The 23,217-nt window shown below is 41.3% G+C and carries 22 protein-coding genes; 11 read left to right on the top strand and 11 right to left on the bottom strand.

What is annotated here, in order from left to right; genetic code table 11:
- Positions 1-113: 113 nt before the first annotated feature.
- From nqrF to bolA, 7 genes are all read right to left on the bottom strand, one after another.
- Positions 114-1,340, bottom strand: coding sequence for an NADH:ubiquinone reductase (Na(+)-transporting) subunit F (gene nqrF, locus C9J38_RS00675; protein WP_107205436.1), 1,227 nt, complete (start codon positions 1,338-1,340; stop codon positions 114-116).
- Positions 1,341-1,362: 22 nt separating this feature from the next.
- On the bottom strand, positions 1,363-1,959 hold the full coding sequence (nqrE, locus tag C9J38_RS00670) for an NADH:ubiquinone reductase (Na(+)-transporting) subunit E (protein WP_005370126.1): 597 nt from the start codon (positions 1,957-1,959) through the stop codon (positions 1,363-1,365).
- 7 nt (positions 1,960-1,966) lie between these two features.
- Complete coding sequence (locus tag C9J38_RS00665; RefSeq protein ID WP_107205435.1) at positions 1,967-2,599, bottom strand: NADH:ubiquinone reductase (Na(+)-transporting) subunit D; 633 nt, start codon at positions 2,597-2,599, stop codon at positions 1,967-1,969.
- A complete protein-coding gene (locus C9J38_RS00660) occupies positions 2,592-3,383 on the bottom strand; it encodes a Na(+)-translocating NADH-quinone reductase subunit C (RefSeq protein WP_107205434.1) in 792 nt (263 codons plus the stop codon). The genes C9J38_RS00665 and C9J38_RS00660 overlap by 8 nt, the downstream gene beginning before the upstream one ends.
- The gene (locus C9J38_RS00655) at positions 3,373-4,617 is read right to left on the bottom strand and encodes an NADH:ubiquinone reductase (Na(+)-transporting) subunit B (protein ID WP_107205433.1); all 1,245 of its coding nucleotides are present in this window, start codon (positions 4,615-4,617) and stop codon (positions 3,373-3,375) included. Before C9J38_RS00655 ends, C9J38_RS00660 begins: the two co-directional genes overlap by 11 nt.
- A gap of 3 nt (positions 4,618-4,620) precedes the next feature.
- The gene (locus tag C9J38_RS00650) at positions 4,621-5,961 is read right to left on the bottom strand and encodes a Na(+)-translocating NADH-quinone reductase subunit A (RefSeq protein ID WP_107205919.1); all 1,341 of its coding nucleotides are present in this window, start codon (positions 5,959-5,961) and stop codon (positions 4,621-4,623) included.
- Between the two features lie 572 nt (positions 5,962-6,533).
- Complete coding sequence (gene bolA, locus C9J38_RS00645; protein ID WP_107205432.1) at positions 6,534-6,845, bottom strand: transcriptional regulator BolA; 312 nt, start codon at positions 6,843-6,845, stop codon at positions 6,534-6,536.
- A 148-nt stretch (positions 6,846-6,993) separates the two neighbouring features.
- Between bolA and C9J38_RS00640 the strand changes: the two genes are divergently transcribed.
- The 8 genes from C9J38_RS00640 (at position 6,994) to C9J38_RS00605 (ending at position 14,025) form a co-directional block, all read left to right on the top strand.
- Positions 6,994-8,118, top strand: coding sequence for a methyltransferase (locus tag C9J38_RS00640; RefSeq protein ID WP_107205431.1), 1,125 nt, complete (start codon positions 6,994-6,996; stop codon positions 8,116-8,118).
- Between the two features lie 98 nt (positions 8,119-8,216).
- Positions 8,217-8,786 carry a YajG family lipoprotein gene (locus C9J38_RS00635; RefSeq protein WP_107205430.1) on the top strand — a complete coding sequence of 190 codons (570 nt, stop codon included), beginning with the start codon at positions 8,217-8,219 and terminating at the stop codon, positions 8,784-8,786.
- The gene (locus C9J38_RS00630) at positions 8,786-9,337 is read left to right on the top strand and encodes a peptidylprolyl isomerase (RefSeq protein WP_107205429.1); all 552 of its coding nucleotides are present in this window, start codon (positions 8,786-8,788) and stop codon (positions 9,335-9,337) included. Before C9J38_RS00635 ends, C9J38_RS00630 begins: the two co-directional genes overlap by 1 nt.
- Positions 9,338-9,380: 43 nt before the next feature.
- Entirely contained in the window at positions 9,381-9,749 is a 369-nt protein-coding gene (locus tag C9J38_RS00625; RefSeq protein ID WP_107205428.1) for a hypothetical protein, read from the top strand.
- A gap of 184 nt (positions 9,750-9,933) precedes the next feature.
- Positions 9,934-11,328: an MFS transporter gene (locus C9J38_RS00620; RefSeq protein WP_107205427.1), complete on the top strand. Its 1,395-nt coding sequence runs from the start codon at positions 9,934-9,936 to the stop codon at positions 11,326-11,328.
- Positions 11,329-11,649: 321 nt separating this feature from the next.
- The gene (locus C9J38_RS00615) at positions 11,650-12,402 is read left to right on the top strand and encodes an outer membrane protein OmpK (protein ID WP_107205426.1); all 753 of its coding nucleotides are present in this window, start codon (positions 11,650-11,652) and stop codon (positions 12,400-12,402) included.
- A gap of 116 nt (positions 12,403-12,518) precedes the next feature.
- Positions 12,519-13,415, top strand: coding sequence for a 2-dehydropantoate 2-reductase (gene panE / locus C9J38_RS00610; RefSeq protein WP_233217679.1), 897 nt, complete (start codon positions 12,519-12,521; stop codon positions 13,413-13,415).
- Positions 13,408-14,025: a DJ-1 family glyoxalase III gene (locus C9J38_RS00605; protein ID WP_107205424.1), complete on the top strand. Its 618-nt coding sequence runs from the start codon at positions 13,408-13,410 to the stop codon at positions 14,023-14,025. The genes panE and C9J38_RS00605 overlap by 8 nt, the downstream gene beginning before the upstream one ends.
- An 88-nt stretch (positions 14,026-14,113) precedes the next feature.
- Here the strand turns inward: C9J38_RS00605 and thiI are convergent, their stop codons facing one another.
- The 3 genes from thiI to pomA all read right to left on the bottom strand — a co-directional run bounded on the left by thiI (position 14,114) and on the right by pomA (position 17,626).
- Entirely contained in the window at positions 14,114-15,565 is a 1,452-nt protein-coding gene (thiI, locus tag C9J38_RS00600) for a tRNA uracil 4-sulfurtransferase ThiI (protein ID WP_107205423.1), read from the bottom strand.
- Between the two features lie 364 nt (positions 15,566-15,929).
- Positions 15,930-16,853 carry a flagellar motor protein MotB gene (locus C9J38_RS00595; RefSeq protein WP_107205422.1) on the bottom strand — a complete coding sequence of 308 codons (924 nt, stop codon included), beginning with the start codon at positions 16,851-16,853 and terminating at the stop codon, positions 15,930-15,932.
- A gap of 11 nt (positions 16,854-16,864) precedes the next feature.
- Positions 16,865-17,626, bottom strand: a complete 762-nt coding sequence (gene pomA / locus C9J38_RS00590) for a flagellar motor protein PomA (protein WP_107205421.1) — start codon at positions 17,624-17,626, stop codon at positions 16,865-16,867.
- Positions 17,627-17,973: 347 nt separating this feature from the next.
- Between pomA and xseB the strand changes: the two genes are divergently transcribed.
- Genes xseB through dxs form a run of 3 tightly spaced genes read left to right on the top strand, consistent with a single transcriptional unit; the run spans position 17,974 to position 21,001 of the window.
- A complete protein-coding gene (gene xseB, locus C9J38_RS00585) occupies positions 17,974-18,219 on the top strand; it encodes an exodeoxyribonuclease VII small subunit (RefSeq protein WP_005370105.1) in 246 nt (81 codons plus the stop codon).
- Positions 18,209-19,111, top strand: coding sequence for a (2E,6E)-farnesyl diphosphate synthase (gene ispA, locus C9J38_RS00580; RefSeq protein WP_107205420.1), 903 nt, complete (start codon positions 18,209-18,211; stop codon positions 19,109-19,111). Before xseB ends, ispA begins: the two co-directional genes overlap by 11 nt.
- 24 nt (positions 19,112-19,135) lie before the next feature.
- The gene (dxs, locus tag C9J38_RS00575) at positions 19,136-21,001 is read left to right on the top strand and encodes a 1-deoxy-D-xylulose-5-phosphate synthase (protein WP_107205419.1); all 1,866 of its coding nucleotides are present in this window, start codon (positions 19,136-19,138) and stop codon (positions 20,999-21,001) included.
- Positions 21,002-21,093: 92 nt separating this feature from the next.
- Here dxs and C9J38_RS00570 read toward each other — a convergent pair whose 3' ends face one another.
- Positions 21,094-23,181 carry a hypothetical protein gene (locus C9J38_RS00570; RefSeq protein WP_107205418.1) on the bottom strand — a complete coding sequence of 696 codons (2,088 nt, stop codon included), beginning with the start codon at positions 23,179-23,181 and terminating at the stop codon, positions 21,094-21,096.
- Between the last annotated feature and the right edge of the window lie 36 nt (positions 23,182-23,217).

Below are 23,217 nucleotides of genomic sequence, written 5' to 3'. Positions count from 1 at the left end.
CTTCTCACTATTGATAAATAACCACAATAAAAAACAGGTTTAAAAGAGTTAGTAAGAAAAAAGGCTGACCATTCACTGGTCAGCCAATTTAATTGTGAGCGAAGGGCTATGTATTAGCCACCGAAATCATCAAGTAGGATGTTTTCATCTTCTACACCAAGATCTTTAAGCATGCTGATAACAGCCGCGTTCATCATTGGTGGACCACACATGTAGTATTCACAGTCTTCAGGTGCTTCATGATCACGTAAGTAGTTTTCGTAAAGCACGTTATGAATGAAGCCAGTGTAACCATCCCAGTTATCTTCTGGTTGTGGATCAGACAGTGCACAGTGCCATACGAAGTTATCGTTTTCAGCAGCAAGCATATCGAAATCTTCAACGTAGAACATTTCACGCTTAGAACGCGCACCGTACCAGTAAGACATCTTACGCTTAGAGTGCAGACGCTTAAGTTGGTCAAAGATGTGAGAACGCATTGGTGCCATACCAGCACCACCACCCACAAATACCATCTCATTGTCAGTATCTTTTGCGAAGAACTCACCAAATGGACCTGAAATCGTACACTTGTCACCTTCTTTAAGTGACCAAATGAATGATGACATTTGACCTGGTGGTACGTCTGGATTATTAGGCGGCGGCGTAGCAATACGCACGTTTAGCATAATAATACCGAACTCTTCAGGGTAGTTCGCCATTGAGTAAGCACGGATGATATCTTCATCAACCTTAGACTCGTAACGGAATAGGTTAAACTTATCCCAGTCTTCACGGTACTCTTCTGGAACATCAAAGTCAGAGTACTTAATATGGTGAGCAGGTGCTTCAATCTGGATGTAACCACCAGCACGGAAAGGTACTGATTCGCCATCTGGAATTTGTAGCTTAAGCTCTTTGATGAAGGTCGCTTTGTTATCGTTAGAGATAACAGAACATTCCCACTTCTTCACACCAAAAATTTCTTCAGGTAATTCGATGTCCATATCAGACTTCACGTTAACCTGACACGCAAGACGCTCGCCTTCACGTGCTTCACCTTTGGTAATGTGATCTAATTCTGTTGGCAGAATATCACCGCCGCCAGATTTAATTTTTACACGACACTGACCACAAGAACCACCGCCACCACATGCTGATGATACGAAGATACCGTTACCCGCTAGAGCACTTAGTAGCTTGCCACCTGCACCTGTGGTGATCGCTTTTTCTGGATCGCCGTTTACTGAAATAGTGATGTCACCTGTTGGTACTAGCTTAGATTTAGCAAATAGAATTACTAAAACTAGAGCCAGGATAATCAAGGTGAACATGACTACGCCAAGAAGAATAATATCCATTGATATTCCTTACTTATCCTGATTACAGCTGTACGCCAGAGAAAGACATGAAGCCTAACGCCATCAAACCTACGGTGATAAAGGTAATACCTAAACCACGAAGACCTGCCGGTACATCTGAATATTTCATCTTTTCACGAATACCCGCAAGTGCAACAATTGCAAGCATCCAACCCGTACCTGAGCCGAAGCCGTATACGATAGATTCTACAAAGTTGTAATCACGCTGTACCATGAACGATACACCACCGAAGATTGCACAGTTAACTGTGATCAACGGAAGGAAAATACCTAGTGCGTTATATAGCGGCGGGAAGAAGCGATCTAGAATCATTTCTAGGATCTGTACTAACGCTGCGATAACACCGATGAAAGTAATAAAGTTCAGGAAGCTAAGGTCAACACCTTGAACTAATGCACCATCTTTCAATAAGTAAGTGTAAACAAGGTTGTTTACAGGTACTGCAATCGTAAGTACTACGATTACGGCAACACCCAGACCAAACGAGGTCTTAACTTTCTTAGATACCGCAAGGAATGTACACATACCTAAGAAGAAAGATAATGCCATGTTCTCGATAAAAATCGAACGAACTAATAGGCTAAGATAATGTTCCATGTTCCCCTTACTCCTTCGCTTCTACTTGTTCTGGACGGAAAGTACGAATCACCCAGATCATGAAACCAATTAGGAAGAAAGCAGACGGAGCTAACAGCATTAGACCGTTAGGCTGGTACCAACCACCATCAGACGTTAGTGGTAATACTTGCATACCGAATAGCTTGCCAGAACCTAGTAGTTCACGGAAGAAAGCAACTGTAATCAGAACAAAACCATAGCCTAAACCGTTACCAATACCATCTAAGAAAGACGGAAGCGGTGGTGATTTCATTGCGTATGCTTCTGCACGACCCATTACGATACAGTTAGTAATGATAAGACCAACGAATACAGATAGCTGCTTAGAGATATCGTATAGGTACGCTTTTAGTACCTGATCTACCACGATTACTAGTGATGCGATAATTGCCATCTGAGCAATGATACGCACGCTGTTCGGGATTTGATTACGTACAAGTGAAACAAATAAGTTAGAGAATGCAGTTACTACTGTTACTGCGATTGTCATAACAAATGCTGTTTCTAGCTTAGTGGTTACCGCTAGCGCCGAACATACACCAAGGATTTGAAGGGCGATTGGGTTATTACTAATAAAAGGTCCAAATAGGATCTTTTTCATTTCTTTAGCATCAGCCATTATTCAGATCTCCTGCACGTAGCTTAGCAAGGTAAGGACCGAAGCCTTGAGCACCAAACCAGAAGTCGAAGGTGTGCTGTACACCATTACTTGTTAATGTTGCACCAGAAAGACCATCAACATCGTGTTCGCTACCTGCTGGTGCGCCACCTTTAACAATCTTAATTGCAGGCTTGAAGTTCATATCGTACAACTTCTTGCCAACGAACTGCTCACGCCAAGTTGGGTTTTCAACTTCACCACCCAGTCCCGGAGTTTCAGCTTGATCGTAGTAAGTAATACCATCAACAGTGTTACCGTCCATACCAACAGCAACAAATGCGTACATCATTGACCATAGACCGTTACCGTGGATAGGTAAGATAACTTTGGTTGTTTGACCTGCAGCATCTTTAACAAGATATACAGTCGCAACGTTAGCACGACGAATGATCTTCGCTAAATCTTCGTTCGCTGGAAGCTTAGTAGATTCAGCTGGATCTTTCGCTGCTGCACGCTGATCATATTGTGCCGCAGTTTGACCATCAATCTCAGAAACGTATTCACCGGTTTTAATGTTAACAAGCTTAGGCTCGATGAACTTACCGTATGTTTCTTTAACGTTCGTTGTTGGTGTTAGCAAACCTGCAACAGAAAGAATATTACGCTGTACGTCAAGTACCGCATTTTCTTCTTGCTTAGGGCGTAATGAAACAGCTGCTACTGATACGATGATTGAACACACTAGGCTCAATACAACAACAAAAAGCAGCGTTCTTTTCATGCTATCTTTATTACTTGCCATGGCGAGCCAGTCTCCGTTTGATATTGCCTTGAACAACTAGGTTGTCAAATAGAGGTGCAAATAAGTTAGCGAATAGAATCGCTAGCATCATGCCTTCTGGGTATGCAGGGTTAACTACACGAATCATTACAGCCATTGCACCAATCAATGCGCCATACCACCATTTTGCTTTGTTGGTAAACGCTGCAGAAACAGGATCCGTTGCCATGAACATCATACCGAATGCAAAACCACCTAATACAAGGTGCCACTGCCAAGGCATGCTGAACATTGGGTTCGTATCAGAACCAATGATATTAAATAGCGTTGCTGCTGCAATCATACCGATCATCGTACCGGCAATAATACGCCATGAAGCAATACCCATAACAACGATGAATGCACCACCGATCAGGATAGCTAATGTTGATACTTCACCAATAGAACCTGGGATATGACCGATGAACGCGTCCATCCAAGTAATTGTTTGACCCGTGATAGTGTTAACAACACCCGCTTCACCACCTTGAGCCCACTGACTTAGCGGAGTCGCGCCAGAGAAACCATCCGCCGCAGTCCAAACTAGATCACCAGAGATCTGAGCTGGGTATGCGAAGAATAGGAACGCACGACCTGCAAGTGCAGGGTTAAGGAAGTTACGACCAGTACCACCAAAAATTTCTTTTGCGACGACAACACCAAAGGTAATACCTAGTGCTGCTTGCCAAAGCGGTAATGTAGGTGGAACGATCAAGGCGAAAAGAATAGAAGTTACAAAGAAACCTTCGTTAACTTCATGCTTACGCACTATACAGAACAACACTTCCCAGAAACCACCCACAGCAAATACTACTGCGTAGATAGGTAGGAAATATGTTGCACCAAGCAACATCTTACTGCCCCAACCTGCGTCAACGGATAATGTTCCGCCTAGCATTTGAGTAAACCAGTAATGCCAATCTGCAGCAATAATGGCTGTTAGCTTGTCAGCTGTGTATAGGTGGTTAAGACCAGCAATAGCTTGATCACCCACGTTGTACATCCCCCAGAACATTGCTGGGAAGACCGCAAGCCAAACCATGATCATCAGACGCTTAAGGTCGATGCTGTCACGAACGTGCGCAGAAGTACGCGTTACTTGACCTGGTGTGTACATGATAGTTGCAAACGCTTCATATAGCGCAAACCAACGTTCATGCTTACCACCAGGTTCAAAGTGATGTTCAATATCTTCGAGGAAATTCTTGAGACCCATGAATTACCCTTCCTTCTCAATTTTGTCCAAGCACTCACGTAGCAATGGACCAAACTCATACTTACCAGGGCAAACAAATGTACATAGTGCTAGATCTTCTTCATCTAGTTCTAATGCACCAAGTTGTTGCGCGCTGTCTGAATCACCAGCACATAGATCACGAAGCAGTAATGTCGGCTCGATATCTAGTGGCATTACTTTTTCGTAATTACCGATAGGTACCATTGAACGCTCAGAACCATTCGTTGTTGTTGTCATATTAAACAACTGACCAGGGAAGAACTGGCTTAAGAATGTGCGAGTTACAGAAAATTTGTTTTTACCAGGTACAATCCAGCCCATGAATTCTTTTTCATAGCCTTCACGCAACGCCGACACTTGTAAGTGATAGCGACCTAGATATGCATGTGGACCTTCAGCTTTTACACCGTTAAGCACAGAACCAGAAAGAACACGCAGTTGACCAGGCATCATTTCTGAATCAGTCAGTTGCTCAAGAGAAGCACCAATGCGAGTACGCACTAGACGCGGCTTATTAACAACAGGGCCTGCAAGAGAAACAACGCGATCTGTATATAGCTCACCTGTTAGGAATAACTTACCGAACGCAATAACGTCTTGGTAATTAATACCCCAAGCAATGTGATTTGCATCTGCACCATAGAGCATGTGAATGTGCGTACCAACAAGACCCGCTGGGTGCGGACCGTTAAATACGTGTTCTTCAACATTTGCTTCTGATGAACGCGGAAGACTAGCACCAGACTTACAAACGTAAACTTTACCGCTAGTTAGACGAGAAAGAACCGTCAAACCTGCAATGAAAGCATCACTTTGTTCATTGATGATAACTTCTGGATTCGCAGCCAATGGATTGGTATCCATAGCCGTCACAAAAATAGCTTGAGACTCAGATCCAACAGCTGGAACCTTGCTAAATGGACGCGTACGAAGCGCAGTCCACATACCTGACTCAACCAATTGATCGACAACAACAGCACGATCTAGTTGAGCAAGTTGAGCTGACTCATACTTGTTAAATGTGATTTGCTCATCGCCTTCGACATCAATTACTACAGATTGAAGAACGCGCTTAGCACCACGGTTAATTTCCGCTACCTTGCCACTAGCTGGAGCAGTGAACTTAACGCCAGGATTCTTTTTATCTTCAAAAAGAACCTGACCTTTTTTCACTACATCCCCTACGCGAGCATGCATTGTAGGACGCATACCAACATATTCTTCGCCAAGCAAGGCGACTTTAGAGATGGCATTACCATCATGTATCGCCTGGGTAGGAGTCCCTGAAATTGGGATATCCAAACCCTTTTTTATTGTAATCATACGCACTTGCACTACATTAAAGGGAAAAAAGAATTTTCTATTGCGCAATTAAGACACGACTTTTCACAGTTCGAAATCGGTCTACAAGTGAATTTCACTTGCCAAGTACCAATACCGCAACATCTAGTTAACTACCTCACCACATCCATTAGCGGCAAGTAGTTTTTCAAGGCGGCGATTCTACCACTAACCGCGTTGTTTTTTCTATGCCAATACGCGCGATTCCGACTGAAAACCAAGCAACAATTGAAGCGCAATAGTTTAATAACTCAATAAGTTTGATGAAGCGCACATTTATTAAAAATAACGCCATTCGACCTTGCATTTATTTTCAGGTCTGTTTTTAACATAAATGTCATCATCACTTTTATTGAGATAATCAAATTAATACATACCGTTAACAAGTGAGTGTTATTTGAATCATCACCTAAAATTAGATTAAATATTGACCGCGATGATAATTTTTAACAAATTTAGATGCTAGTTATAGATTCGCACTCAGTTTTATATTACCGACAAATAATAAAAAAGGCCGTTATAACAACGACCTTTTATTTAATATATTTCACTAATTATCCAATTTGTGAACCACCACGACAAGATGGTGATGCAGGTGCTGCCATTAGCTCAGACCACTCCGCTTCAGTGTAAGTGTGAATAGCTAGAGCATGAATATCATTTGCCAATTCATCGGCCAACACACTATTAATAGCACGATGCCTTGCGATTAAACGCTGGCCATTAAATTGAGCACTCACAACGACAACTTTAAAATGACTCTCAGAGCCAGGGGGAACATTATGCATGTAACTTTCATTAAGCACTTCTAAATGCTTAGGTGCAAACGCATCATGAAGTTTATGCTCGATACGTTGTTGGATCATATTTACTTTACCTCCGCTCGCAATATCGCACTATTGCCAAATCTTTCTCTACTTTATTCTTGTTCTGATGTCGTATTTCCTTTGCACTCGCGTGGTGTTCTGCGAAAATAGCCGACTATTTTGTAAACATACCTGAAAGTTATCCGCAATGAAACCAGAGCTAACCTTACACCAACGCACTCTATCGCTAACTCGTTTTCCAGTAAGGAAAAATGAAACTCTGCAAGCATGGGATGCTGGCGATGAGTACCTGATCAATTATTGCAACGATCTGGAACTCGACCCTGAACGTCCAATTCTTATCATGAACGATAGCTTTGGCGCATTAAGTTGCTGGTTTTCAAATCAAGCACCTGTCACAAGTGTGACGGATTCTTTTGTCTCTAAACAGGCATTTATTGCTAACTTAGAAAACAACCAATTACCAATGATTAATATTGTTGATTGTCTTTCAAAATTGCCTAACAACCCTCAGTTAGTTTTGTTAAAGCAGCCTAAAAACAATCGGTTATTAAGCTGGCAATTACAACAATTATGTCACTTACTTCCTGCTGATTGCACTATTATTGCGGCAGGTAAAGTAAAAGAGATTCACTCTTCAACCTTAAAGCTATTTGAAAAGTTTTTAGGTGAGACCAAAACATCACTAGCCGTTAAAAAAGCGCGATTAATATTTTGTAAAACCAATCCTAACTTAGCAAAGCCCCTACCCCGCCCTACGCAATGGGAGGTGCCTGAGCATAAGTTAACAATCACTAACCACGCCAACGTATTTTCTAGTGATAGTTTAGATATTGGTGGTCGTTTACTGCTAGATTTCATTCCACAAGATGCAAAGTATAAAGATATTATCGATCTTGGTTGTGGTAATGGGGTGATCGGTATTAAAGCTGCACAATTAAACCCACAAGCTAACGTTGTTTGTGTCGATGAAAGTTTTATGGCGACTGCATCATGCCGTGAAAATGCAGATATAAACTTAGACAATCCTAAACAATTACAAGTAGTAACAGCTAACTGCTTAGATAACTTCCCACTTGATAGCGCTGACTTAGTCTTATGTAATCCTCCTTTCCACCAGCAAAATACCGTTACTGATCATATTGCTTGGCAAATGTTCTGCGATGCACAACGAGTATTACGTCAAGGTGGCGATCTGATCGTGATCGGGAATAGGCAATTGGGTTACCATGAAAAGTTAAAACGTGTCTTTGGTAATGTAAAACTTATCGGCCAAAGTAATAAATTTGTGGTTTTACAATCGTCAAAATAATCTAACGTGTTTATGACGTTAATTTATTGCTTGTGATATTTAATACGACATTGATTTTTCGTTTATATTTAAACAACGAATACAAGGAAATGGAGAGCATGAAAAAATATATTGTGATTGCCGCAGCATTATTACTAAGCGCATGTGCAAGCCGTCCTGCGCAACCACCACTCGCTTTAACATTAACGCCAGTTTTAGCACAGCAAGCCACATCACAGCTTGCAGTACAACTATCAAGCAAAGATGATCGTAATCATAACTATATCGCCATTGTTGATAGTGGTGCGACCAATGTTGAAGAGTTTCAACCGGAAAGTAATATTGCATCAACCTTTCAAGCTGCATTAAAAAAACAATTTGCCAGCGAAGGAATTACTGTAAACACTGCTTCAACGTCAAATATTGCTATCAATATTCAGCAAGCCTTAGTCAAGGTAACCCAAGGCTTAGTTAAACATGATATTGATAGCCAACTTCAAATTGAACTTGTTGTAACTACACCAAAAGGTACTTTTAGTAAAAAATATTCTGCTCGTACTACCAAGCAAGAACCTTTTAAAGTGACACGCGAAGAAATCGCACAAAGTTTAGAGAAAATGATGAATTCAGTGCTTAAAGAGATCGCCAAAGATGGCGAATTGCATCAATACTTAACGGAGAATGTTTAATGTCACGTTTTTTACTTGCGCTATGTTTACTTATCGCTTTACCTGTCAGTGCTGCAACACAGGTCTTAGTAACAACAAATTTAGGGGATTTTACGATCCAACTAAATGAAGAAAAAGCCCCGATTAGTAGTAAAAACTTCTTACGCTATGTTGAAGAAGGTAATTACAACGGGACGATTTTCCATCGTGTTATCCCTGGCTTTATGGCTCAAGGCGGTGGTTTTGATAAAGACATGGTTAAACGTCCAACGCATGCTCCGATCAAAAATGAAGCAAGTAATGGATTGAAAAACGACACCGCAACTGTTGCTATGGCACGTACGCAAAATCCAAACTCTGCGACTAACCAATTCTTTATTAACTATAAAGACAATGCATTTTTAAATGCTGCAGGTAATAATCCAGGTTATGCGGTATTCGGTAAAGTGGTTAAAGGTTTTTCTGTTGTACAAGATATGGCTAAAATCCCAACGGGTTCTAATCGTGCAACAGGTATGCAAGATGTACCACAGCAGCCTATAATCATTGAATCAATGAAAGTTATTAAATAAATTGATTACGTCACCTGTGCGCAATCAAGTACAGGTGACGTATATGATCACACCTCTCTACCAACCGTCTGTTTTTCATCGTCAAAATAAACGAATTCAGCAGTTTATTTTTGAGCAAGCCCCTTCTTTTGCGCTGTCTACTATTGCAACTATTGAGGGCGACGTTCCTTTTTATCATCTAAAAAATGATGCCCATGAATGTCTTGCTCAGTGGTGGGACATGAATATCGCTGATAAAGATCCAATCGATGATTATGAAGCTACTTTTTGGCTATTACTTCAATACGTTATAAAGCTCGAAGATTACCAATTGCTAGGCAACATTTATATTCAACAAAAAATCACCAATCACGCTTATTACTTACTCAATCTTGCCCCTTGCCCTGAACTAACACAGATCCAGCGTCCTTAAATATTTACCCTTAAATATCAACCTACTTTTACGGTTTATGAATTAAAAGCACAAGTTGTTGTCGAACTGATAATGAAGCAATGCACACTAGGCTTATTGCTGCTAAGATCTGATTTATAAAGAAAAATAACAGTTTTATACTTTGCTAAGTATCAATGGTCGATACTTGTGTTACGAGGAAAATATGGACAAAGCCATACAACAAAATAATACCACCGGTTGGCGTGTGTATTTAAACCCCAAAGCATTGATCATGTTCGCGCTAGGGTTCTCTTCCGGCTTACCTATTTTATTAGTCTTTGGCACCCTTTCATTTTGGTTACGAGAAGCTGATGTTAGCCGAACCAGTATCGGTTTTTTCAGTTGGGTAGCCCTTGCTTATGGCTTTAAATGGGCATGGTCACCACTTGTGGACCGTTTTCCTTTGCCCATTTTTTCTCGATTATTTGGTCGACGTCGTGGCTGGATGTTATTTTCGCAGCTGATCATTATTTTATCGCTATGTGGTATGGCGACCAGCAACCCACAAACTGATCTTCTTCAATTTGCCTTATTTGCGATTGTTGTCGCCTTTGCTTCTGCGACACAAGATATCGTCATTGATGCATTTCGTATTGAACTTGCTACCGTACGTTTACAAGCCGCATTATCTGCAACCTATATGGCAGGCTATCGATTAGCGATGATCATGGCAGGAGCTGGCGCACTGGCTTTTGCTGCATGGTTCGGCTCTGATAGTGGTTATGATCCTGCAGGCTGGAAAGCCGCTTACTTTATCATGGCGGGTATGATGTCAATTGGCGTGATCACCACCCTCTTTGTTAAAGAGCCAAAGATCGACAGCTCATCAATTCAAAAAATCGAACATAACTACCAACAAAAATTACAGCAAAAAGGGATAGGTAAAAAACAAGCAAGACTCGCTGCGTGGTTTTATACCGCTGTCGTCATGCCTTTCCAAGACTTCTTTCAGCGCTATGGTAAAAACGCACTACTGATCTTATTGCTCATTAGTTGTTATCGCATTTCTGATGTGGTGATGGGCGTAATGTCTAATGCGTTTTATGTTGACATGGGCTTTACTAAAAATGAAGTGGCGTCTATTTCAAAAGTCTTTGGGGTGATCATGACCTTAGTCGGCGCTGGTTTAGGCGGTATTCTTGTCAGTAAATTTGGCACCTTACGTATTCTTGCCTTAGGCGCTTTATTATCCGCAATCACCAACCTGTTGTTTATGGTATTTACCTATGTTGGTAATAACCTCGAGATGTTAACTTTAGTTATTTCAGCAGATAATTTAGGTGCAGGTATTGCAACCGCGGCTTTCATCACCTTTATGTCTAGCCTAACCAATGTGGCTTTCTCTGCAACCCAATACGCATTATTTAGCTCTATTATGCTACTTTTCCCAAAATTTATTGCGGGATTCTCTGGCGTTTATGTCGACCATTTCGGCTATAACATCTTTTTCCTCACCACCGCATTGATAGGTATTCCAGTATTATTTTTAATCAAACTCGTTGCTAAGAATGATGCTTTAACCCTTCCTGAAACAACTGATACGTTGGAAGAGAAATAACCTCACCTATGATAAGTAAGGTTTCTGTTGAAAACGGAAGCCTTAACTTACCTTTCTCATGTAAATTGCGAATTTTTGCTACCAAAAAAATTAGCATAGAGTATTAAAGTCAAAAAAAGTTCATTTAAATCGCAATATAAATTCAGATTCATCACATTTTTAATGTAAATGTAATCGATTTCAGCCGATCACGATCACAAAAAGCAAAGGTTTGCGCAAACGTTACATTCCCAAACGAGATATAAAACACTAGAATCAGCGCCAGAAAAACGGGGCGGCCAAAAATCCCTATATTTAGACCATATTGAGTGAGATAAAAACATGCGCAAGTCACTAGTAGCTTTAGGCGTTTTAACAGCAGCATCAACATTCCCAGCACAAGCAGAGTACTTGTATGGTTTTGGTGATATGAGCGTTAACTACTTAGATTGGTCTAACGGTACAGAAGAGCGTGCTGGTCACCAAAAAGACTTCTGGTACTTAGAACTTGAAGGTGGTGCTGGTTTTAGCTGGGGTGAATTATACGGTTTCGCTGACTTAGAAAATGCAGATCAAGGTTCTGATAAAGCACGTACATCGGTTAAAGGTACAATCGCTTACAAAACTGGTATTGCAGAGCTTCGTCTATACGGACAAGTTTACAACACGAACAGCGATGGCTTCACTGCACAAAATAACGTGCTAGGTCTATCTTACGCATTCAACGGTGATGGCTGGTTCTTCAACCCATTTATCGGTTTCCACCACACAATGACATCTGCTGATTGGAAAAATCCTTCATCTTTTTCTGGTATGAATGGCGGTATGTTTGGTTGGGTTGCAGGCTACAACTTTAATGCATTCGGCGAAAAATTCATGATCAGTAACTGGCACGAGTCTGAGTTTGGTCGTAATGACAACTACATGATCGTTGCTGGTGAAGGCGATGATGTAAGCGCAAACGGTGCACTAGCACTATGGTGGAACGCAACGGATCACGTAACAACAGGCATTCAGTACCGTTACGCTTACAACAAGCTAGGTACTAAAGGCAACCAAAATGCTGTAATTTACTCAGTTAAATATAACTTCTAATCAATAAGTTATTGAGTAATTAATGAGAAAAGGCGCTATATCAGCGCCTTTTTTGATCCTGCACTATTTGAACAATGTTACTATCTACATCAATATAGTTAACAATGGATTGCAGTGTGAAAATCACAATATTGGGTGCAGGCGCAATCGGCTCATTATGGGCTATCGCTTTGCAACCGCAACATGATGTTCAAGTTTGGACCCGTTCATCCATAACCCGCTATCCACTCACGTTTCAATCTTTGAGTGGTAAAGTAAGAACTTACTGTTTCGATGCTAATCACATAGATCATTTACAACAAAGTGATTTACTCCTTGTGACAGTAAAATCGTTCCAAGTCATCACCGCCTTACATCCCCTTATTAACGATCTTTCAGCGCGATGCAAGATAGTGATCATGCACAATGGGATTGGAAGCCATGACGCTGTTAAGCAACTCTTTCCTAAACATACTATTTATTATGCCACCACATCCCATGCTGCTTTAAAAACAGCTGAAAGTACGCTACGCCATACAGGGCTTGGACAAACGTTTATTGGCCCATTGTCCTCTGTCATCTCCACTGATAACTCCATCGCTGACATGTTCAATCAAGCATTATCACCGTGCTATTGGCAAGATGACATCATGGAGCCATTATGGAAGAAACTCGCCATTAATTGTGCAATTAATCCATTAACAGCCATTCATCAATGTACTAATGGTGAGCTTGCTAATGAAGGCTATCAAGCCCAATTAATCCAAATTTGTAATGAAGTCACGCTCGTTATGCGAGCAGAAGGCTACAGGATAAAAAATGGTGAGCTTTATCAACAGGCACTCACGGTAATAAAAGCGACCGCTGATAATTATTCTTCAATGAATAGAGATGTTTTTTATCAGCGCCCAACAGAAATCGACTATATTACTGGCTATCTTATTCACCAAGCGAAAATATTCGATATTGCTGTGCCTGTGAATACCCAGTTATGGCAAACCATTACATCTATGGAGTCCTCATATCATGCTTGAACCAATAACGACTGCTCCTCGCGTTGCTGTTTGTCTTGCTCCTGGCAGTGAAGAAATGGAAGCAATTAATACAATTGCGATTTTAAAGCGGGCTGGATTTGAAGTAACGATTGCAAGTACTGCAGAAGATGGCGCACTAATTTTAGAAGGATCTCGCGGGATCAAGCTCGTAGCAGACGTGCCTTTGATCAATGTTGCCGATGAGCCATTTGATTGCGTGGTGTTACCCGGCGGTTTAAAAGGCGCGGAACATTTTCGTGATAGCCCACTGGTAGTTGAATTTGTAAAGCAGCATCATTACGACGGTAAACTGATCGCCGCGATCTGTGCAACGCCTGCGGTGATGTTTATTCCACATCAAGTGTTCACACATTCAATCATGACATGTCATCCTGCTTTTCAACATCATATACCAACACATCAATTACGCGTTAAACGTGTGGTGTATGATAAAAATACACGTCTATTAACCAGTCAAGGCCCCGGAACTGCACAAGAGTTTGCGCTAGAGATAGTGACGCAACTGGAAAATAAAGCCAAAGCGGCTGAAGTTGCAGAGCCTATGGTTGTATGGCCGAATATGCATTACGACGTATTACCACGTACTTAATCTGTTGAGACTAAGTAATAGAAACTCGCCCGATAACAAAAAGCCTCGCAATTACGAGGCTTCTTTTATTTAGACAAAGCAGTGGCGATTATAAAGGACGGTAAACTTTTACGTTCTCGAAACCATTCTCTTTTAGGTACAGCGCCTGAAGGCGGCTCATCACACCACGATCACAGTACAGAAGGTACGTCTTATCTTGCGGTAAGTCACCGAACTGCGTTGCTAGCTTATAGAAAGGTAAATGCTTAACTTCGATACCTTCAAGCTCTAATGGGCTTTCATCTTCTTCATCTGGGCTACGAATATCAAGTACAATGGCATCACCAGCGACCTGCTCAACTAATTCAACTTCAGGAGCTTGTTCTTGGCTTTGCTTTTCGATGTCACGAATATCCATCACACGCGCCTCATCAACAACACGATCAAGAATAGAGAAATCAAATTTGTCTTCTTCAATTTCAAGCTTCGCTTTGACCGCTTTTACTGTTGGGCTCTTAGAAATCACGCCACAGAACTCAGGCATGGTTTTCGCAAAGTCTTCAGTGCCGATTTCACGTGCAACATTGATGATATCTTCTTTATCCCAGTTAATCAGTGGACGAAGAATTAGGCTATCTGTTACGCCGTCAATATGACGAAGGTTAGTTAATGTTTGGCTTGAAACCTGACCTAGCGCTTCACCCGTTACTAATGCTTCGATACCGAATTTATCAGCAACTTTACCCGCAGCACGCATAAACATACGCTTAAGGATAACGCCCATTTGACCATCGTCGACTTTCTCTAAAATCTCACCAACAACAGGTTCAAAATCAATCGCGATAAATTTAACTTTTGCTGAAGAACCAAACTTGTTCCAAATATAATGCGCAACCTGCTTAACACCGATCTCGTGTGCAGGACCACCTAAATTAAAGAAACAGTAATGGACTTTACTACCACGTTTGATATGCAAGTAGCTTGAAACACCAGAATCAAAACCACCAGAAATTAAACTTAATACATCTTCTTGTGTACCTAGCGGGAAACCGCCTAAACCTTTATGGCGGAATAATACAAGGTTCAATAGGTTATGTTCAATTTCAATGTTAACTGTCACATCAGGCTTTTTCAGTCTTACTTTTGCAGACTCGATAGCTTGATTAAGACCACCACCGACATAACGCTCAGCTTCAATCGAAGTAAAATCATGCTTACCAACACGCTTAGCACGAACACAGAATGTTTTACCTTCCAGCTCAGGGCCAACAAGCGCTAATGTTTGCTCAAAAACATTATGAAGATCAGTAAATTCCGTTTGCTGTACTTCAAGGGTATGGTGAATACCAGGTGTCTGCGTCAGAATCGCTAAAATCATATCGCGCTTTGATTCATCAGATTCATTAATTTCCAATGAAAAACGGCGGTTATAAACGCTAACAGACTCTGACTGGCGCTTTAAGATGATGCGTAAATTAGACTCAAGAATTTTGATAAAACGCTTACGCACTGAATCACTTTTAACAAAAATCTCTGGGTGTGGCTTAACAATAAATTTCATAACACGCTTCGCTTCACAGGGCTTACAGTACAGAATCAATTCATTAACGGATGATTTTTAACAGATCATATCGTGAAAATTGACAGAGAGTACCAAACGGAATTAAAGGCGCGAATTATACAGCAAGCTACCGACCACTGAAACAAAGATATGAAAACTCACGACGTTATCTTCGATTAGACTTACCGCATGTTATTGGCTTTCAATTATATTTACCTTAGTCATGATCATCTCTGCCAGCAACTCTCATCGACGAAATTCAGCGTAAATATCTTAAGCTCTTGATAAACAGCCACTCTATTTGCCCCAATAAAAATGGCAGCGCTAGCGCTGCCATTATGGTAATAACCTTAAGTACTACAATCTATTGAGCACTAAAGTTACTGCTGATCTCATCACTAAAATGCGGTTTACCTTGCATGATAGATATTTCCACTCGACGGTTTTTAGCTTGCCCTTCTCGAGTTTTGTTATCAGCAATTGGCTGAGTATCTGCCAATCCAACCACCCGCATTTTTGTATGATCAAACCCTTCTACTTTTTCCATTTCTTGCGCTACTGACACTGCCCGCTGCGCTGATAAATCCCAATTAGAACGGTATAACTCTGAATCCAATTTATCACTCGCGGTATGTCCCGTAACTCGAATAATGCCCGGCACATCTTTAACGAGCATCGCAACTTGGCGTACTAATGGCTTAAATTTAGGTTGTAAAAACGCCGAACCTTCTGGGAACGAACCTTTTTCACGAATACGAATTACCAACTGCTGGCCAAGATTCTCAATTTCTATAATTTTGTCACTGATCTCACGTTCTAATGCTTTAGTCAGTATCTCTTTTAGTTTCTCTTGTATTTGATCGGCTTCAGATTCGTCATTTTCATTATTTTGTGTCGCCGTTTTTTTACTTTGTCCACCTGTTAGTTTACCCGCATCACGTTGTGTGCCCCCTGCTCGATCAGACTCGCCTTCGTGAAAATCTAATGAACGCTGCGTCATATCAATCGTTTGTTGCATAATCACTTCGATTGGCGTTGGCTCAGGCCGGCCTGGCCTAAACTCTTGCGCAATAACACTCGTACCTTTAGGGATATCATTAACTTCAAGCATATTTTGCACCCCGAAAGCATATTTCATTGAACCTGCAATTTGCTTAAATTTCAGTACATCCATTTCAGAAAAAGAAAGTAGTAACACAAAGAAACACATTAATAGTGTGGCAAGATCAGCAAAGGTCGCCATCCATGGAGGCGCACCTTTTTTACATTTACAAGATTGCTCTTCCATAAAACTGTCTCTTACTCGTCAAGGATCACACTACGTTTCTTCTCATGAAGGTAGTTTTTCAAATAACCATCAATCACTCGTGGATTCTGCCCATCCTGAATTGCCAGCACGCCATCTAAGATTAAACGCTTATTTAAACGCTCTTGCTCTTTACGCAAGGTTAATTTATCCGCGATAGGTATCGCTACCATGTTTGCCAACATCGAGCCATATAGCGTCGTTAATAAGGCAACGGCCATTGCAGGACCAATAGCTTTCGGATCATCCATGTTAGAAAGCATGGCAACCAAGCCAATAAGCGTACCTATCATTCCCATAGCAGGCGCAACATCACCAAAGGAGGAGAAGATCCCTACCCCTTGTTCATGACGTTCATTGGTTAATGAAATATCTTTTTGTAGCGTGACGCGAACCACATCAGCATCATGGCCATCCACCAGCATATCAATGCCTTTACGCATAAAAGGATTCGTAATTTCCATCTCTTCTAATGCTAAAAATCCACCTTTACGCGCCGCATCAGCCATTTCTACAATTTTGGCAATTAACTCTTCTGGATTATCAGTCTTAAACATAAAGGCTTTAATGGCGATTTTTGCAGCACCAAAAAATTGCCCAATGTTGTATTTCATTAACACAACAAAAGTACTGCCGCCTAATACAATCAAAATCGATGATGTATCGTAAAACATAACCAGATCGCCGCCGAGCAGCATAGCCATAACAATGAATGCGAATGCACCAAGCAATCCTATAAGCGTCGCCAAATCCAAAGCATGATCCTCTTTTGCTAGGTAAAAATAATGGCTTGCGTTTATTGAACATCAATCAACACATCTGAATCTATCACTGAGATAATACGCTCTAAAGACAGCCAAAACTTTAAAGCCACCGCCATATTCACTATTTCGCCAAGGCATTTCTTAGCATTAAATGATGAATGTCATCAGCAAAGTAACTCTTTATCGACCAATTCAGCTTTTCATTTAGCTTTTTATTAACCAATTAATGAAGACTATTTATTAAAATTACTGTCAGCGACACAGATTCCTGTGACATAATTTGACCCCAGTAATTCTCTACGTTATTTTTCGTGCACTTAGATAAGAGTGAAAATGATATGGCAGCAAAAAAACCAGAAAATATGGCATTCGAAGCCGCCCTTGATGAGCTAGATGCCATTGTCAATGAACTAGAATCTGGCGATATCCCACTGGAAGATGCGCTAAAAAAATTCGAACGAGGTATTTCTCTTGCTCGCAGCAGCCAACAAAAGCTGACACAAGCTGAGCAACGTGTAGAAATTTTGCTTCAGGCAGATGATGAAGCTCCACTGACTGATTTTGAACCAAGCCATGACCAATAGTTCTTCTTTATCGCTATCCCTTAAGTGCTATCAACAACGTAGTAATGACGTATTGGCAAACTGGTTATCAACTCAACCATTTGCAGATAAAGCCCTACTTAAAGCCATGCAATACGGAACACTGCTGGGTGGCAAACGTGCGCGTCCTTTTCTAACCTATGTAACCGGTGAAATGTTAGGGGTAACTCAGGACTATCTTGACACGCCAGCCGCTGCGGTTGAGTGTATTCATGCGTACTCATTAATCCATGATGATTTACCTGCGATGGATGATGACGCATTACGTCGTGGTCAGCCCACTTGTCATATTGCGTTTGATGAAGCCATTGCCATTCTTGCGGGTGACGCACTACAAACACTGGCTTTTGATATTTTGGCGAATGGACAATTGAGCCAAGATGGCAACACCCAACGTATTGCTATGGTAAGTGAGCTTGCAAAAGCATCAGGCGCTGCCGGAATGTGTCTAGGGCAAGCCTTAGATCTTGATGCTGAAGGTAAACATGTTGGATTAGAACAACTAGAATTAATCCACCGACACAAAACTGGGGCTTTGATTCGCTGTGCCGTCCGCTTAGGAGCATTAGCTGCTGGTGATAAAGGCGTAGCAATTTTGCCGCAACTTGATAAGTATGCAGAAGCTATTGGCCTTGCATTCCAAGTGCAAGATGACATTTTAGATGTGATCAGTGATACCGAAACCTTAGGTAAACCACAAGGTTCTGATCTTGCCTTGGATAAAAGTACTTATCCTGCCTTGCTTGGCTTAGATGGTGCACAAGAAAAAGCACAACTACTTTATCAAGAAGCACTACAAGCATTAGCGGCTATACCCTACAATACATCCCAATTAGAAGTTTTTGCCCGATATATTATCGAACGCAAAAGCTAAATCAGTATAAGCGCCGACACTGTTATGACTTTGGATATCTCAAAATACCCTCATCTGGCCCTCGCAAACACGCCCGATGAATTACGATTATTGCCAGCTGAAAGCCTTCCACAAGTATGCGATGAACTTCGTACCTATTTGTTGAAATCTGTGAGTCAGACCAGCGGCCACTTTGCCTCCGGACTCGGTACAGTCGAGCTTACCGTTGCGCTTCACTACGTCTACAATACGCCTTTTGATAAAGTTATATGGGATGTTGGTCATCAAGCCTACCCACATAAAATTTTAACAGGACGTCGTGATGATATGGCAACCATTCGCCAAAAAGGCGGTTTGCACCCATTCCCATGGCGCGGTGAAAGTGAGTACGACACACTTTCGGTTGGCCACTCATCAACTTCCATTAGTGCAGGTCTAGGTCTCGCGATTGCAGCAGAAAAAGAAGGCCTAAATCGCAAAGTTGTTAGCATTATTGGCGATGGCGCTATCACCGCAGGCATGGCGTTTGAAGCGATGAACCATGCTGGTGATGTTCACAGCGATATGCTAGTTATCTTAAATGACAATGAAATGTCGATTTCTGAAAATGTCGGCGCGTTAAATAATCATTTAGCCCATTTACTATCGGGTAATTTCTATACCTCTATTCGCGAAGGTGGTAAGAAAGTCCTATCCAATGCGCCTCCTATCAAAGAAATGGTAAAACGTGCAGAAGAGCATATCAAAGGCATGGTTGTGCCAAGCACTATGTTTGAGGAGTTAGGCTTTAATTACATTGGCCCTGTTGATGGCCACGATGTGCATGAGCTTGTTAAGACACTGAAAAACATGCGTAACCTAAAAGGCCCACAATTTCTTCATATTATGACGAAAAAAGGCAAAGGTTATGCGCCAGCTGAAGCGGATCCAATTAATTACCATGCCGTTCCTAAATTTGATTTAAGCCAGAAACCATTACCCAAAGCGAAGGATGCAAGTCCGACGTTTTCTAAGATTTTCGGTGATTGGCTATGTGATATGGCAGCTATTGATGACAAATTGATGGCTATCACACCGGCTATGCGTGAAGGCTCAGGTATGGTGCGCTTTTCTAAAGAGTTCCCAGATCAATACTTTGATGTGGCGATTGCTGAACAACACGCGGTGACACTGGCAACGGGCATGGCAATTGGTGGTTATCATCCTATTGTCGCTATCTACTCAACTTTCCTTCAACGTGGATATGATCAATTAATTCATGATGTTGCTATCATGGATCTTCCTGTGATGTTTGCCATTGATCGTGCAGGCTTAGTCGGTGCTGATGGTCAAACCCACCAAGGTGCATTTGATATTAGCTTTATGCGCTGTATTCCTAACATGGTGATTATGGCACCGAGTGACGAAAATGAATGTCGTCAAATGCTCTATACTGGTCACCAATACCAAGGACCAAGTGCGGTCCGTTACCCTCGTGGTTGCGGTATGGAGGTCGATGTCGATCCTACAATGACAGAGCTTGAAATCGGTAAAGGTATCATTCGCCGTGAAGGTGAAAAAATCGCAATTTTAAACTTTGGCAGCATGCTCGGCTATGCATTAGAAGCAGCAGAAAATTTAAATGCGACTGTTGCTGACATGCGCTTTGTGAAACCGCTTGATGAAGCCTTAGTACTTGAATTAGCAAAAACTCATGATGTTCTTGTAACTGTTGAAGAAAATGCGATTGCTGGCGGTGCGGGTAGCGGCGTTATTGAATTTTTAATGAAAGAGAAGACACTGAAACCAGTACTGAATATTGGTTTGCCTGATCGATTCATTGAACAAGGAACACAAGCTGAACTGCATGAAATGTTAGAAATTGATGGTGCGGGTATCGAAAAGCAAATTCGCACTTATTTAGCTAAGTAATTTCACCGTTCAAATAAGCACTATGAAAAGGTTTTCTCTGTTATTAAGCAGGAAAACCTTTTTCTTTATTAGCCTTACGTTTATTGTTCATCTCAGCCCTTCTCAACTTTCTTTAAAATCACACCCTCATAGCCATTGACTTCAACATACTGTGTCGGCTCACCGAGTGAACCATCGTAATTTACTTTTTGATACAGGCCAGATAATGCTACACGTATCGAATCAACTTGATAAAATTCAGCGTGATTACGGTATTTAGAACCGCGATATAGCACTAACCCTTGCGTATATTGCCGCGCGATAACCCCATCTTTAGGAACATCGTCAAACCACCCTGTTCGATATAACCAAAACCAATTCGCAGGCTCTAATGCAATATCTCCAAACTTTGTCTCATCCGTTGCTACTTTTCCTGTTTTAGATAGCCATTTAACCGCTTCAAAGCCGTTAGGTATGGTCGTTGGTTTACCTATATCAACCGATAATAACTTTTGGGGCTGATACGCCCAATTCTTAGGCTCTCCAGTACGATACCAAATGGTTTTATTTAGCTGTTTCGGATCGGCATGGGTGTTATTACTGCCATAGATAAAGGTTTGATTCCAGCTGTGGTAGTAGGTTTTATTGGGAATATTAAACAGATAGTACAGGGCTAATCCGGTATAGATATCGTCTTCCCATGCTTGCTGAATTAATGGTGTTTGTTGGCTTTTGCCACCGCGAGTTGTGGTCATTATTAAGCTTTTATCGCCGAGTGCTGCTAACGCATAGCTGTCCCAATAGGATTGTAATCGCTCTAAGCCAATTGCAGGGCTTAAATAATGCTCTCGTAACCAAACATCCACCACCCCCCTTAATTGCTTTGGCCAATCAGGGTATTCCCACAAATTAAGCTCAGAAATATTAGCAGATAGCCACTGACTGCCCGTAGTCGATTTAACTAAATCAAGAAAATCAGACATTTTCGCTGCATAATATCCCGCCGCTTTTGAGGTACCAGCTCGAATCGGCGCTTCTAATATTTGTCCGCCAAATTGAACATTAAATTGGTTGGTACTGAACAATTTGGCCATATCATCATTGTAAGCACCGGTTAAACCTTGACGTTTCCAATCATATTTATACCAATTAGCATGATTTTGATTAAAAGAGTCATCATTAAAATTAGTCCGATACCAGCAACTGCCCGCCCACATTTTTCCAGTAGGGATCACTCTAGCTTGATGTTTAAATCTCGCACTTGCCGCTTGATTAGCTCTTACTAAAAACTCATCATCATCAACATAACCATCACCATTAGGATCGTTTTTAGGATCCCAACCAGGAAACAACATTGTCGCTGTGGATTGCTGACCAGATGTATTCACAACGGATAACCAAGGCTCAATATTAACGCCTTTCACTTCCGCCTTGCTGTTCCAGTTTAAAACGACTACCCAACTACGATACCCCGCCTTTAATGCCTTATTTCCAGTATTCAGCTCACGTCCTTGGAACCTAGCGTTTGTCGGTAACCAGCGCTGGTTAATATGACCAAACCATTTACCTTCTCGTTGAATCCAATGTACATCTGCTTTTTCTAAACCACCAATATCACCATCATCATTTACTCTCGTGATCCGTAATTCAGGATGCTGATTACTATCAATGACGATATTTTCAAACGGGTAAGCAGCATGAAAAATAATTTGTTCATTATCATTAACGGTTAAAGGAAAACGCGCAGTCAAGAAGTCATTATTTCGAATAAGAATACTTAACATCGATTCGCCATTTAATAGGTAATCTAACCCTTGGCTTTGATCAGGAACGGTAAGTTGAGTATCATTTTTATAATGCATGTAGCCCTTTTCAGGATCGTGCCCATTCAGGTAAGCATGGCGGTGAAGCCACCCTTGCTGTTCATCTGGGCGACAATCAAGTTTGTGTACGTAGATATAACCCATCGCAATGGTCTTTTGATTTAAATCGACATCTTGTAAGCTACCAAATACAACATCAGCATGATCCGCTTCCCAGCGCCTAACTTCTTTAATCGTATTTAATTCCGATATTGCGGTTGGCTGTTGCCAGTTTCCCGTTAACACCCAAGCCGTTTCCGTTGATGGATAAACTTGTCCATCAGCCATCGAAGCAACGGTTAATAAACCAACACTGATTATTTTCAGATAGGTACTCATAGAGCAATCCCTTCTCTCTATCTACATAATTTGAGA

This window comes from Photobacterium sp. GB-210 (assembly GCF_003026075.1).
Lineage (GTDB): Bacteria > Pseudomonadota > Gammaproteobacteria > Enterobacterales > Vibrionaceae > Photobacterium.
The sequence above is the reverse complement of the archived record's forward strand: the minus strand, read 5'-3'. Positions and strand labels throughout refer to the sequence as shown.

Excerpts from the sequence above, each read along its gene's own strand:
- C9J38_RS00665 (WP_107205435.1), bottom strand. The coding sequence starts at position 2,599 with ATGGCTGATGCTAAAGAAATGAAAAAGATCCTATTTGGACCTTTTATT.
- xseB (WP_005370105.1), top strand. The coding sequence starts at position 17,974 with ATGGCAGCAAAAAAACCAGAAAATATGGCATTCGAAGCCGCCCTTGAT.
- C9J38_RS00595 (WP_107205422.1), bottom strand. The coding sequence starts at position 16,853 with ATGGAAGAGCAATCTTGTAAATGTAAAAAAGGTGCGCCTCCATGGATG.
- C9J38_RS00605 (WP_107205424.1), top strand. The coding sequence starts at position 13,408 with ATGCTTGAACCAATAACGACTGCTCCTCGCGTTGCTGTTTGTCTTGCT.
- C9J38_RS00660 (WP_107205434.1), bottom strand. The coding sequence starts at position 3,383 with ATGGCAAGTAATAAAGATAGCATGAAAAGAACGCTGCTTTTTGTTGTT.
- bolA (WP_107205432.1), bottom strand. The coding sequence starts at position 6,845 with ATGATCCAACAACGTATCGAGCATAAACTTCATGATGCGTTTGCACCT.
- nqrE (WP_005370126.1), bottom strand. The coding sequence starts at position 1,959 with ATGGAACATTATCTTAGCCTATTAGTTCGTTCGATTTTTATCGAGAAC.
- C9J38_RS00655 (WP_107205433.1), bottom strand. The coding sequence starts at position 4,617 with ATGGGTCTCAAGAATTTCCTCGAAGATATTGAACATCACTTTGAACCT.
- thiI (WP_107205423.1), bottom strand. The coding sequence starts at position 15,565 with ATGAAATTTATTGTTAAGCCACACCCAGAGATTTTTGTTAAAAGTGAT.
- C9J38_RS00635 (WP_107205430.1), top strand. The coding sequence starts at position 8,217 with ATGAAAAAATATATTGTGATTGCCGCAGCATTATTACTAAGCGCATGT.
- C9J38_RS00570 (WP_107205418.1), bottom strand. The coding sequence starts at position 23,181 with ATGAGTACCTATCTGAAAATAATCAGTGTTGGTTTATTAACCGTTGCT.
- dxs (WP_107205419.1), top strand. The coding sequence starts at position 19,136 with ATGACTTTGGATATCTCAAAATACCCTCATCTGGCCCTCGCAAACACG.
- C9J38_RS00615 (WP_107205426.1), top strand. The coding sequence starts at position 11,650 with ATGCGCAAGTCACTAGTAGCTTTAGGCGTTTTAACAGCAGCATCAACA.
- C9J38_RS00620 (WP_107205427.1), top strand. The coding sequence starts at position 9,934 with ATGGACAAAGCCATACAACAAAATAATACCACCGGTTGGCGTGTGTAT.
- C9J38_RS00625 (WP_107205428.1), top strand. The coding sequence starts at position 9,381 with ATGATCACACCTCTCTACCAACCGTCTGTTTTTCATCGTCAAAATAAA.
- C9J38_RS00630 (WP_107205429.1), top strand. The coding sequence starts at position 8,786 with ATGTCACGTTTTTTACTTGCGCTATGTTTACTTATCGCTTTACCTGTC.
- ispA (WP_107205420.1), top strand. The coding sequence starts at position 18,209 with ATGACCAATAGTTCTTCTTTATCGCTATCCCTTAAGTGCTATCAACAA.
- C9J38_RS00650 (WP_107205919.1), bottom strand. The coding sequence starts at position 5,961 with ATGATTACAATAAAAAAGGGTTTGGATATCCCAATTTCAGGGACTCCT.
- nqrF (WP_107205436.1), bottom strand. The coding sequence starts at position 1,340 with ATGGATATTATTCTTCTTGGCGTAGTCATGTTCACCTTGATTATCCTG.
- C9J38_RS00640 (WP_107205431.1), top strand. The coding sequence starts at position 6,994 with ATGAAACCAGAGCTAACCTTACACCAACGCACTCTATCGCTAACTCGT.